This window comes from Endozoicomonas sp. ONNA2, from assembly GCF_024606365.1.
GTDB lineage: Bacteria > Pseudomonadota > Gammaproteobacteria > Pseudomonadales > Endozoicomonadaceae > Endozoicomonas.
This window is the reverse complement of record NZ_JAHHPO010001201.1, coordinates 1-13,359: the sequence shown is the minus strand read 5'-3', so window position 1 is coordinate 13,359 and position 13,359 is coordinate 1. Positions and strand designations below refer to the sequence as shown.

General features: G+C 48.6%; 8 protein-coding genes. 4 read left to right on the top strand and 4 right to left on the bottom strand.

The window, feature by feature from the left end; genetic code table 11:
• Positions 1 to 227: 227 nt before the first annotated feature.
• A complete protein-coding gene (locus KDK14_RS21100) occupies positions 228 to 2,411 on the top strand; it encodes a hypothetical protein (RefSeq protein WP_257267227.1) in 2,184 nt (727 codons plus the stop codon).
• A 14-nt stretch (positions 2,412 to 2,425) separates the two neighbouring features.
• On the opposite strand, the gene KDK14_RS21095 is transcribed toward KDK14_RS21100, so the two are convergent.
• The 3 genes from KDK14_RS21095 to KDK14_RS21085 form a co-directional block, all read right to left on the bottom strand.
• The gene (locus tag KDK14_RS21095; RefSeq protein WP_257267226.1) at positions 2,426 to 2,740 is read right to left on the bottom strand and encodes an AzlD domain-containing protein; all 315 of its coding nucleotides are present in this window, start codon (positions 2,738 to 2,740) and stop codon (positions 2,426 to 2,428) included.
• Positions 2,740 to 3,459 (bottom strand): AzlC family ABC transporter permease, encoded by a 720-nt coding sequence (locus KDK14_RS21090; protein ID WP_257267224.1) that lies wholly within the window; start codon positions 3,457 to 3,459, stop codon positions 2,740 to 2,742. The genes KDK14_RS21095 and KDK14_RS21090 overlap by 1 nt, the downstream gene beginning before the upstream one ends.
• Before the next feature lie 161 nt (positions 3,460 to 3,620).
• Positions 3,621 to 4,943 (bottom strand): MATE family efflux transporter, encoded by a 1,323-nt coding sequence (locus tag KDK14_RS21085; RefSeq protein WP_257267222.1) that lies wholly within the window; start codon positions 4,941 to 4,943, stop codon positions 3,621 to 3,623.
• Positions 4,944 to 5,037: 94 nt separating this feature from the next.
• Between KDK14_RS21085 and KDK14_RS21080 the strand changes: the two genes are divergently transcribed.
• Together KDK14_RS21080 and KDK14_RS21075 are read left to right on the top strand one after the other, a co-directional pair.
• Positions 5,038 to 6,621 (top strand): hypothetical protein, encoded by a 1,584-nt coding sequence (locus tag KDK14_RS21080; protein WP_257267220.1) that lies wholly within the window; start codon positions 5,038 to 5,040, stop codon positions 6,619 to 6,621.
• Between the two features lie 123 nt (positions 6,622 to 6,744).
• Positions 6,745 to 8,319, top strand: coding sequence for a hypothetical protein (locus KDK14_RS21075; protein ID WP_257267219.1), 1,575 nt, complete (start codon positions 6,745 to 6,747; stop codon positions 8,317 to 8,319).
• 47 nt (positions 8,320 to 8,366) lie between these two features.
• Here the strand turns inward: KDK14_RS21075 and metH are convergent, their stop codons facing one another.
• Positions 8,367 to 12,074: a methionine synthase gene (gene metH, locus KDK14_RS21070; RefSeq protein WP_257267228.1), complete on the bottom strand. Its 3,708-nt coding sequence runs from the start codon at positions 12,072 to 12,074 to the stop codon at positions 8,367 to 8,369.
• Positions 12,075 to 12,269: 195 nt separating this feature from the next.
• On the opposite strand from metH, the gene KDK14_RS21065 reads away from it, so the two are divergent.
• Positions 12,270 to 13,359, top strand: a 1,090-nt coding sequence (locus tag KDK14_RS21065) for a hypothetical protein (RefSeq protein ID WP_257267218.1), incomplete at its 3' end; no start/stop codon positions are given.

Below are 13,359 nucleotides of genomic sequence, written 5' to 3'. Positions count from 1 at the left end.
CTAGAGCAACGCAGGAGCAGTTGCCGGGAGTGCCGGCACAAGGAGTCAGAAATATGATTTCATATGGTTAGCTACTTATATCGCAGAGTAAAGTCGCAGAGTAAACTGGTGGCAGGCACAGGGGGCCAAGCCTGGAATCTAAAAGATCGTTAAATTACACGGTTTTCTTGTCTTTATTGGGCTACATTGAGTTTTCAGGCATCTGACACCAATCAGGAACGATGATTATGATGATTAACAGTCACTCTCCTATCAATACTACTGCTTTGCACAGCCCTGAATCGCCTTTTTCCAACTCTCACACAATGGTACCCACCGTTTTTAACCGCAGCTTTGCACACCAGGATATTGACGAGTCTTATCTTGGTAAAATGGATGAAGAATTTTGCCATGATCTTAACCTTTTGGACGACAATGAATTTTGCCGCAAATACCTCAATATCCAGCCCACCAGACCGGAAAGCCTTTTTAATCGGGCGATACAAATGCTCAAAGAGTACGTTTTCCCTTCCCCGCGGGAAAAAAGGGCGTTGCCTGATCCCCCGGACAAAGCCTCCTCCGGGGTAAAAACCGGGCAATTGTCATCCCCGGCAAAAACAAAATCCCTATCCTGCGAGCATGAGGTAGACGACAAAACCATTATGGTTTTAGCTGACTACCACACCAACAAACAGATCCAGTCTGTCCATCGTGAAGTTAATTGCCGACAGTCCCACAGCATCACCAGAACTCATATTGTTAACAATGGTTATGAGCTACGAAAGCAGGATGACCCTGCTTCCTGCGACACCGTTTCAGGCCGCCTGGGTTTTGGTGCCGGGGCAAGGCCTCTGGTGGGTGGCAGCCCCATTGATAACCTCCCTTATTACGAATGGCAGCTACTGACCGCCAGAATTGCGGGACTGGATGGTTTTGTCGTGGAGTGGGGCTATCCAGCTAATCAGACGTCACCTGACAAGGCAATCCTGAATATGAAAACGGTGCTTGCTGACAAGAACCGTGGCAATGAGTTTGCGCTGGTTCCACTCTGGATTCCCAATTGGACCCGCGAACCTGACGAGCGCCTTGATCCTGCACAAAAAGAGACCCAATTCAGGGCAAAACTCGAGGAGATGATCCAGCGCTATTATCAGGATGGCCACTGCCTTCATCACCAGGGTGATCCTTTAATCTTTATGCTGAATTTCTGGGGTGAGGGTAAGTCGGACCTGACACTGGACCGACAGGAGCTGGCACAGTTTTTCAAAAATAACCCGGAGCTGGCCAAAGTCCGCCTGGTTTACCGTATGGCAGGCCGAACCGCCTGGCAGGCGTCATCCATAAAACAGGTGGTCAGTGATTTACCGTGGGTGGCACCAAGAAACAAGGTAGCAAAAGACAGCAATAATCTATTTATTGCCAACCACTTTGCCAGGCATGGTACTCATGGTGATATCCACAGTTACGTCAATATGTTGGATCAGTTGTATCAGCAGAATCGTGATCACCTGGCCATCAAGGCGCTGCCTGTCTATCCCGGCATGGATACCCGCAGTGCCAACTGGAGTTCCTGTGACTCCTATCTGCCAGAAGAGGAAAATGGCCAAAACACCTATGAATTCAGTTGGAATGAAGTGCGCAAGAAAAACCCCAATCTGGTCATCGTGGAAACATTCAATGATTTCAGTGAAGGTACCCATATAGAACCCACGCAGTCTGATCTGGGGCAACGGCTGGTCACCACGGCAAAACAGGTCTGCCTGGTGAAGGGACAGACGGCTGATCAATGCAATGCCATTGCCAACGAGGCTCCAAAGCTGATCCGGCAGGCTGCAAGATTGTACGACGCGAGGATGATGATGGACAAACTTGGGAATGTGCTCGATAAATCTGCCCTGGCCAAGGCAACAAAAAGTCTGGATCGTTGGGCCAACTCGTTGTTCAGCAAAAAAGGCCACAAAATTGATCAGCATGCTGAACGGTTTGACACTGACTTCCGTCAGCTGCCTTTTAAAACCCTGGTAACCGTCCTGAATCCGAAAAACTTGGCACAGCTGGATCGAAAGGATGGCCGATTATCGTTTGTACTGCGTGAAGCACCGATCCCGCACACTGTACGCTGTTTTTGCGAAGCTGAGGTGAAGTTGCGTATCAGGACAGAAGATGGCAAACCATCCAAAATCGTCCTGTCAACAGAGGTTAACGACAAAAAAAATCATTGGGACTCGGAATATGAGAAGATCGCAGAAATATATACACCCTATGATCAGCTGGAATCGACCGTCACCATCCCGATGACCGCGCACACGGGCAAGCGCCGGGGCAAACTGACCGAGTCTTATGCCATAAGCCACCCTCCAGGCGGATGCACAGTGGAACTGTTGGAAATAAGGATTAAAACCTACCATCGACCAGAAGACGGGCCACAATAACATCTACTTTTCTGTTATAACAAATGCCTTAAAACCAGAAATGACAGCATGCCCAGAACCACGGTCAGTAATGTGTTTCTGGTCCACTGGGCGAGAAACACCACGATAATGCCAGCAATAAGATAGTGGTTATCAATGGACAGGCTGAGCTGATCTCCACGGATAAAGAGAATCGGTGCTGCAATGGCGGTCAGTACGGCGGGTGCGGAAAAACGCAATAGTTGCTGAACCGTTTCATTGAGTTTGAGAGGCAACCAGGGCTCCATCAAGAGAAAGCGGCTGCCAAAAACCAGCACCGCTACAGTGAACAGAATAACCCAGGTATCCATTAACTTTCCCCTCTGGCTCTGGCATAGGCGTAACCGGCGAACATCGCCAAGGGAGCTGAGATCAGCAGACCAGCCTGAATATGCATTACCTCACAAATGACCGATGTCACCAGCGCAGTGAGGACACAGACCAGAATCGAGGCATTGTTAATGGTCGGGATGACCAGGGCAATGAAGGTGGCGGCAATAGCGAAATCCAATCCGAGGGCATCGAGATTTTCAATGCTTTCGCCAGCGATGATGCCGCCCAGGGTGGCGAGATTCCAGCCCAGATAAAAGCATAACCCGCCACCCAGGGCGTACCAGCGATCAAAGCGTTGCAGCTGGCCCGGGTTGGCAATGGCAAACAGTTCATCGGTCAACAGGAAGCCGAGGGCCAAACGCCACCTGAGGGGCAGCGGGCTGATGTTCTTGCGCATCACCATGGAATAAAGGAAGTGGCGGGAGGTGATGAGCAGGGCTGAGATCAGGATGCTGCCCAAACCAACCCCGGCCTGAATCATGCCCATAATGGCCAGCTGCACAGCACCGGCGAAGATAATCCCTGATAATGCCTGACTCTGAACAGGGTCAAATCCCGACTTAATGGCCAAAGATCCGGTCAGGATACCCCATGGCAGGACCGCGACAGTCAGTGGAATAATGGCTGCAGCACCTTTAAAAAAAGCACGGAATTTTTCATTGTTGCTTGAATGATGGACAATTTCAGCCTGAGACATAAAGCACACTTCCTTTACAATTCATCCTGCTATGGAAGATTCAGGATTCTTTCAAAGCTTAGACATTCGGCAAGAAGAATAGTTTGTGATGTTGGTAAAAAAGATCCATGCAAGCTGTTAACCCGGATATTTCATAAACGTGCTCCCGATCTCGCTTATCATTAGACTTGTATTTTATTCCACCGCCTTGAGTGCCAGACGCCCAGGAAGCTTACGGAAGTAATCATTCTCTGTAATGTGGGTACTACCCAGACTGCAGCAAGACCCAGCCCCAGGACCGGACCAATAAGCCAGCATAGTGGCAACAGGATTAGCCACTGGGCAACAAACCGGATATAAAGCACCGTCCGGTTGGCCCCCGCTCCCAGTAAGGCCTGTACAAAAACCAGAGAGGGCGCATCCAGAACAACGCCGATGCCGGTTAATTGCATTGGGATTGAACCCATTGCTACCAGTGAAGGGTCATGGAGAAAAAGCGACAGTACCGCCTCTGGGATAAAAATTAACGGCAGGCTCAGTATCAGTAAAACAGCGCAGGCGGTATACATGACTTCCTGGCCCCAGCGCCAGGCAAGCTCTGGCTCCCGGGCTCCAAGACTCTGGCTGACCAGGGTATTGGCAGCCATGCCCAGACCCAGACCCGGCAGTATCAGCATCAAAGAGGTATTCATCAACACATGGGCGATGGCCATTTCATCGATACCTAATTGGGCAACAATGGCAAACAGCATCATCATGCCAAGGGCAAACAGGGTCTGTTGCAGGGAGTCAGGAATAGCCAGAAGAACAAGACGCTTTAATGACGACCAGTTTCTCCAGTGAGTCAGGAATCCGAATTTTCTGGCTCGCTTATTGAGCATCCAGAAATTAAGCAAGGCGCACAGATACATGGACAGAAAGGTTCCCAGGGCGGCTCCCTGCACGCCCATGGCAGGCAGGCCAAGCTTGCCGTAGATCAGGATAAAGCTGAAGATCACATTGCAAACATGGGTGCAGACCAGCAGTTTCAGAAAACCGTTTGGCTCACCAATACCGTTCCAGAAACCCCGAAAGGCGAGGTTCATTGCCGCGGCAGTGAGGGCCAGGACCCGAATCTGAAAATAGTCGGTTGCATCCCCCTTAAAGGTGGGAGAGCTTTGCTCAAATAACGCCAGCAACCATGGGGAAGCGATTGCCAGAATAATACTGATCGGCAGGGCAAGACAGAATGCGATAATCAATCCGTGATTGGTTGGCATGGCGCATTCATACAAACGGCCTGCACCAACGCGGCGGGCAACCTGAGCCTGAGTAGCCGCTGAAAGGCCGGTCATCAACGATAGCGCTACAAAGTTCGCATAGCTGCCAGCACCCACCGCGGCAAGGGCATCCCCTCCCAGAGGACCCACCAGAGCGGCATCAATAAGGTTGATCATGCTCTGGGAGAGCATGGCCAGCATGATGGGTACTCCTAACTGAAAAATGGTGGCAAGCCTTTGCTTCAAACGATAATTTCTCCAGCATTCATGAACTATCGGTAAGGAAAAGTGTCGGATGGTTAATTGATCTAAAAAAAAAGACCACACAGGTTCCATCAGTATGCTTATAACACCACCAAAGCCGCTGTGTGTACAGGATTTACACCAAGCCATCGCCGATGTTGCCAATAAACCCCTGGTCAACAGTCAGCTTGAACGCAAAGGCAATGGGGTATCCTTGTTTAAATCGATACAGGACAGGGCTATCAAGGGCTGCGGAATATCAGGGTCTATGGCCGATAGCCTTCGGTTTTTATCCACCCTTGAAAGCCGACAATTATTAACCTCTACTGAGGTTTTGGCACTATCACAGGGTGTTCTCAGGCAGGAGTGTATTATTAGTCCTGAACAGTGCGAGTTTCCCCTGGGTATTAGCCTGTTAAGATGGCTCAGTGGGTATCTGCGGATTATGGCGAGATCACCGTTATTGAAGCAGGCCGTTGAGAAAATCATCACTGATGCTCCGGTTAAATCAAAACCTGAAGAATGTGTATTACCAGAGCCTGGTATGCAGGAGTTATACGACGAACTGAAGTCAATGAAAAAACAATGTGATAACTATATCTCTGAGAATCAAAACTCAAATGTGATGACTGAGAGACAAAGAAGGCTCTTTCTCAAAAGGTTGTTGTTACCCTTTGAGAAGATTTTGATGCAATATCCCATGACGTCAAGATATGTGCCTTGCCTGAGAGAAGATGCTTGCGTTGAAGGATGTAGTTTTGCCAACATTTACAAAGAACTGGAGAATATGATTAATGAACTTGAAGAGGCTATCCAATATTCAAAATGTCTGCATGAACGTATTGATCGATTGGATATCAAAAAAGTTTTAATCGTAAAAAAAGAATTCAGTGATTTCGTAAAGTTGATCGCATTCCAGCGCTTGCCTGATGAGAATATTCCCTGTCTGGATGGTATGGAAATAAACAAACTGTTTGACACAGAAGCATTATTGGATAGCAGTTATGCAGAGCATATCAAATTACAAAGTATTTGCTATCTATTTTTTCGGAGAAAGGAGGGCATTCCAATTGATTTGGCAGAAAAGAGTTTGAAGTATATTTGCATTAACTGCATGGGTGCTCATCTGGAGTTAGATTTTAGTTATTCTAATCAGGGGAATCTGATAGGTTTTATTGGCAGTGAACGTTATTCAGTGTTGGGTTCCCGGTTCAATAGTGATGATCAGCGTATAGGGGATGTTTACCATTGCAGGTCTTTTGAGTATTGCTATGCGGCATTTCAAGACTGGTTTAATGTTCATAAAATTAACCTCTGTGATGAAGTAGAAGCTGAAAAATTCTTTCATCAATTGTGGCGTTATGATTATTCAAAAGTGGATGATGATATAACATGGCTTGTATCGTTAATCGCCCGGGCTGGATTGAGGCCAGATGATCGTCTCAGGTTCATTGATAGCCCGGCATTGACCTGCCTTGCCTGTGGTTTTTCAGAAAATCTCAAAAAAGACGAAAACTCAGGGCTGAGTGACATGCCAGAAACAATCAGGCAATTCGCATCCGAGCTGATACAACTATTACAACATCACAGGGAGCGTGATTGTCATTTGGCCCAGAGTATCTATCCTCAACGATTGTGGAATGAAAAGTATAAGGGCAAACTGCCCTCGAGTTACTTTTGAATCTTTGATGGTGGCTGCACTTTATTCTGGAAATACCTCTTCTCAGATCTAATTGGCAAGATTGGGGCAAAAAGTGTCTAATTGCTGATTGATCAAACAATTGACCACAATGGTTCAATTATTATGGACATATCATCAAAGCCGCCATATATACAGAATTTACACCGAGCCATTGCTGATGATGCCAATAAACCCCCGGTCAAAAGTCAGCTCGAACGCAAGGGCAATGGGATATCCTTGTTTAAATCGATACATGAAAGGGCTATCAAGGGCTGCGGAATAACAGGGTCTGTGGCCGATAGCCTTCGTTTTTTATCTACTCTTGAAAGCCGACAACTATTGACTTCTGCCGAGAGTTTGCCGTTGTCACGGGCGGTACTCAAGCAGGAGTGCGTTATCAGCCCGGAACAGTGCAAGTTTCCCCTGAGTATTAACCTGTTAAGATGGCTCAGTGGATACCTGAGGATTATGGAGAGATCACCGTCAGTGAAGCAGGGCGTTGAGAAAATCATCAATGATGCTCCAGTTGATTCAGTATCTGAATTAGTATTACCTGAATATAACCAGGATAAGTTATACGACGAACTGATATCAGTGAAGGCCCAGTGCGATAAATTTGCCTCAGAAGATCAAAGCTCAAGAGTAATGACTGAGAAAACAAGGAGGCTCCATCTCAAAGAGTTATTGTTACCCCTGAAGGATATACTGAACCATAATCCAATAACGTCACAATACATGGCTATTTGCCTGGACAAAAGTATTTGCACTGCGGAATGCAGTTTTGAACACCTTTACAAACATCTGAAGAAAATGATTAAGGCACTTCACGAGGCAATTACATACTTGTCATGTATGCATGAACGTATTGACCGATTGGATATCAACAAAGTTTTGGTCGTGAAAAAAGAATTTTGTGAATTCGTAAAGTTGATCGCATTCCAGCGCTTGCCTGATGAGAATATCCCATGTCTGGACGATCTGGAAATAAACGAACTATTTTATACAAAAGTATTATGGGACAGCAGTTATGCAGAGTTTATCAAATACATAACGGTTAACCGAATATTTTGTAAAAAACAGGATATTCCATTGGCCTTGGCAGTAAAGAACCTGGAAAATATGTTTGTTAATTACATGGGCGCTCATCTTGAGTTAGATTTTGAATATGAAACTCAAGGGAATCTAATGGGCTTTATTGGCAGTGAACGTTATTCTGCGCTCGGTTCCCGTTTCAATAGAGATAATCAGTATATCGGGAATGTTTTCTTCTACAGGGCTGTTGAGTATTGCTATGAGGTATTTCAAGAGTGGTTTAGGAGTCATAAAATTGATAGCTTCAATTTTGAAGCTGAAAAATTTTTTCATCAATTGTGGCATCTTGATTATTCAAAATTGGATGACACGCAATGGCTTGTATCGGTAATCGCCCGGTCCGGATTAAAGCCAGTTGGTGGCCCTCGCGGGCTACATCACAGACCGGCATTTATGTGCCTTGCCTGTGGTTTTTCAGAAAATGTCAAAAAAGTCGAAAAGTCCGGGCTGAATGACATGCCAGAAACAATCAGGCAATTCGCATCAGAGCTGATACAACTATTACAACATCACCGGGAACGTGATTGTCATTTGGCCCGGAGTATAGATCCTCAACGACTGTGGAATGAAAAATATAAGGGCAAACTGCCCTCGAGTTACGTTTGAGACTTTCTGACACTCACCGCCCGATAGGGCGGGGAGTGTCAGCAGGTCTAACTGGCCAGATTGGGACGAAGCCACCGTTCCGCTTCTGCTAAAGACCAGCCTTTACGTTCAGCGTAAACGGCCAGCTGGTCCTTATCGATTTTACCCAGGCCAAAATATTTCGCTTGTGGATGGGAGAAATACCAGCCACTGACACTGGCCGCAGGCATCATGGCAAAGTGTTCAGTGAGAGACACACCGGCATTTTCTTCACCGTTGAGCAGAGCAAATAATGCCGCTTTCTCTGTATGGTCCGGGCAGGCCGGGTAGCCGGGGGCTGGACGAATACCGGCGTATTTCTCCTTGATCAACTCCTCATTGCTCAACTGCTCATTGGAAGCATAACCCCAGTACTCTTTCCGTACTTTTTCATGCATGCATTCAGCGAATGCTTCCGCCAGACGGTCGGCCAGTGCTTTCACCATAATGCTGTTGTAGTCATCACCGGCTTGTTCATAGTGTCTGGCCAGTTCGTCTGCTCCAATACCGGCGGTCACCACAAAACCGCCCACATAGTCAGATAAACCGGATGATGCCGGGGCCACAAAGTCCGCCAGGCTGTAATTGGGTTTGTCCTCCGGTCTGGGTGCCTGCTGGCGGAGATGGTGCAGGGTTGTTTGGACTTCGCTTCTGGTGTCATCCTGATAGATGGCCAGATCGTCCTGATTGATCTGGTTGGCAGGCCAGAAGCCAATAACAGCCCGGGCACTGATCAACCGCTCGTTGACCAGTTTATCCAGCATCTGTCGTGCATCCTGGTACAGGCTGGTGGCTGCCTCACCCACCACGTCATCGTCGAGAATGGCGGGAAACTTTCCGGCCAGATCCCAGGTAATAAAGAACGGCGTCCAGTCGATGTAATGGACCAGCTCGGCCAGCGGGAAGTCATCAAACACTGTCACCCCGGTAAACGCCGGAACCGGAGGCTGGTAACGGGACCAGTCCGGCTTGAAGGCATTATCCAGGGCTTCCCGGTAAGTGAGCAGTGCCCGTTTGTTTCCCCGTTTGCTGTGGCGGATCCGGATTTTTTCATACTCGCAGCGGGTCTCTGCCACCAGGGCGGGCTTTAATGAATCACTCATCAGCCGGGTAGAAATCCCCACACTGCGTGAGGCATCGGTGACATAGATGGCAAGATCATCCCGGAACTGTGGCTCAATTTTCACTGCTGTATGGGCCCGTGATGTGGTTGCTCCTCCAATCATCAGTGGCAGTTTGATGCCCTGACGCTGCATTTCACAGGCCACATACACCATTTCATCCAGTGATGGGGTGATCAGGCCGCTGAGTCCGATAATATCAACGTCTTCTTCCACCGCGGTTTTCAGGATGGTGTCACAGGGAACCATCACCCCAAGGTCAATAACTTCAAAGTTGTTACAGGCCAGAACGACACCGACAATGTTTTTACCAATGTCGTGTACATCACCTTTTACTGTGGCCAGCAGAATCTTGCCATTGGATCGGGCGCTCTCGCCCTTCTCTTCTTTAATAAAGGGCACAAGATGGGCAACCGCCTGTTTCATCACCCGGGCACTTTTCACCACCTGGGGCAGAAACATCTTGCCGGCACCAAACAGGTCACCCACCACGTTCATGCCGTCCATCAGGGGGCCTTCAATGACCTCGATAGGGCGGCTGGCGGCCTGTCTTGCCGCTTCGGTATCGGCAACAATCCAGGTGGTAATGCCTTTGACCAGAGCGTGTTCAAGCCGTTTATTGACAGGCCATTCCCGCCAGGCCAGGTCTTCCTCTTTTTTGCCGGATGAGCCGCCTTCCCGGTATTGATCAGCAATGGCCAGCAGATGTTCAGTGCCATTGACTGAACGGTTGAGAATGACGTCTTCAACCTTGTCTTTCAGTTCCCGGGGAATTTCTTCATAGATCTCCAGCTGCCCGGCATTGACAATGCCCATGGTCAGTCCCGCCCTGATGGCGTGGTAGAGAAAGACCCCATGAATGGCTTCCCGAACCGGGTTATTCCCCCGGAAAGAGAAAGAGACATTACTGACCCCGCCAGAACTCATGGCATGGGGCAGATGCTCGCGAATGTATTGCACCGCATTGATGAAATCCACCGCATAGTTATTGTGCTCATCAATACCGGTGGCCACGGCAAAAATATTGGGATCAAAAATAATGTCCCGGGGCGGGAAGCCGACGTCATTGACCAGAATATCGTACGACCGCTGACATATTTCTATTTTTCTGGCTTCGGTATCTGCCTGTCCCTGCTCATCAAAGGCCATCACCACTACTGCGGCCCCATAGTTACGGCACAGGCGGGCATGTCGGCGGAAAATAGCTTCACCTTCCTTCAGACTGATGGAGTTGACAATGCCCTTGCCCTGGATGCATTGCAGCCCGGCTTCGATGACCTCCCACCTGGAGGAGTCCACCATTATGGGCACTCTGGAAATATCCGGCTCAGAGGCCACCAGGTTGAGGAATGTGGTCATGGCGCTTTTGGCATCCAGCATCCCTTCATCCATGTTGATGTCGATAATCTGGGCACCGTTTTCCACCTGGTCACGGGCAACGTCCAGGGCAGTATCGTAATCCTCTGCGATAATCAGCCGTTTGAAGCGCGCCGAACCGGTGACATTACAGCGCTCACCGACATTGACGAACAGGGAGTCCCGATCAATAGCAAACGGCTCCAGGCCACTTAAACGACAGGCCACTGGAATGGCCGGTATGGCCCGGCGGGGAATATCAGCCACCTGGTCGGCAATGGCTTTAATGTGTGCCGGTGTGGTACCACAGCAGCCACCAATAATATTGACCAGGCCGGAGCGGGCAAACCCGGCGACAATCTCTGCCATCTCATCGGGGCTCTGGTCGTATTCACCGAACGCGTTGGGCAGACCGGCATTGGGATGAGCACTGACCCAGGTGCCTGCGCAGTTCGAAAGCTCTTCAAGATACGGACGTAACTCACTGGCACCCAGGGCACAATTCAAGCCAACGGCTATTGGCCGGGCGTGTTCCACCGAGTTCCAGAAGGCTTCCGTCGTTTGACCGGAGAGGGTGCGACCGGAAGCATCGGTAATGGTGCCGGAAATCATGATCGGCAGTGCAAAGCCCAGCTGATCGAACAGGTCACGCACTGCATAGATGGCCGCCTTGGCATTGAGCGTATCAAAAATGGTTTCTATCAGCAGGATATCGGCGCCGCCTTCTATCAGAGCCCTGGCAGCCTGCTGATAGGCAGTGACCAGTTCGCTGAAGCTGGTATTTCTGTAGCCGGGATTGTTGACATCGGGGGAGATGGACGCGGTTCTGTTGGTTGGACCAAGCACACCGGCCACAAAACGGGGTTTATCCGGGTTGGCCCGGGTAGACTCATCAGCCACTTCACGGGCAAGACGGGCGGCCTCACGGTTAATTTCCGGTACCAGCGCTTCCATCTGGTAATCTGCCATGGCGATGGTGGTGGCATTAAAGGTGTTGGTTTCCAGAATATCGGCACCGGCTTCAAGATACTTCCGGTGGATCTGTTGAATAATATCCGGCCGGGTCAGCACCAACAGGTCATTGTTACCTTTGACATCGCAGGCATGACTGGCAAAGCGTTTGCCACGGTAGTCTGCCTCCCCCAGTTTATAGTCCTGAATCATGGTGCCCATGGCACCATCAAGAATAAGAATCCTGTTTTCCAGCCGTTGCGTCAGGTCAGAGAGGGCTTTTTTTTGATGTGGTGTAGCTTGCAGCATGGGTAGCAGACCAGTGTTATTTTTTCTAGCGGGCATCGTACCAGAACCTGGCTCCCGGATGCCTCTGGTTTCTGTTGGGTCAGGAAGAAGTGTATGGGTTTTGTAAATAAACGACCCATGGTACCAACATAGTGAAACCTTCTTCCGCCGAGGGTATCTAATTTTTTTGAAGAAAAAATAAGCAGGAGATAAATCATGGAGTCAATGAGTAGCAGCCACACCCAAATAAGGCTTAACTCCGGGGATGGGGCGATGTGTTCTGATAAACAACCGTTGATGGTTACACCAACAAGAGATCAAGCGCTCACGGATGCAGCCGCGACCAGAGATGGTAATGGGAAGAGCATTGTTTACAGGGAGGTTCGTGCAGTTGAAGCGTCCGAACAGTCTCATGGAGTCAGTACACATGCTCTATTGCAACCGAGCCAGAGTGAAACGGCTCAAGTAACACCATGTGAAGGTGCCTCCCAGGACATTAAAGCGAAGAGTGCCGAACAAGCTGAAAAAAAATCAGTTCTGGACCCGGAGATGTTGACCCGGCAGCTTGACGAAATAGAAACACAGATAATTGAACTCACCGCTGTTCATGGTGAGATACCGCAAAAGGAATTGATGAGATTCAAGTTAGCCGCGCTGTATATCCAGGAGAATATCCTCACAAGAATGTTGTACGGCATGGCAAGTCAGGAGGAAGCATTCAGTAAGTTTCAATCGCTTGGAGACTTAATACCACAATCATCAAATGGTACTGCTCTCATGAGGGTGCTGGATTTATGGTGGCTTCCCAGTAACGAAAAATACTTTCCTGAAAAAACCGTTAATTCTTTAAAGAAGCTTCATTCTGTCAGTGAGTATTTGCAGACAGCTCTCGGGCATTTGAATACGGCTGCTGAGTCTTTTGACAAAGGCCGGTTGCTTTTGGAAGACGAGTTGGAAAAAGAACTGATCCCATCAGAAGGAAGCAGCGATAGCAGCACTGCAAGTTCTTTTACTTCAGAATTTTACAATGAAAAAGAGTTCAAAGATATCTTGGCCAGACTAGGCTCAATTCTTCAAACAGGTAGCAATGAATCCTCTGCGGCCAGCCAGAATGGATCTCAAGTGTATAGCTCCGCTTCAAGTGATAATCCATACAGGGATAAATTTGAAGCCGTAACAAGCCGTTTTATAAAGGGGAAATTAGTAGAACAACCATCCGAAGCTATGAAGTCTGACTTCAGTTTGACAAAGCTTGATAAATTAGTGGTTATTTTTCACCATCTTTACCAAATACATAACAATGATA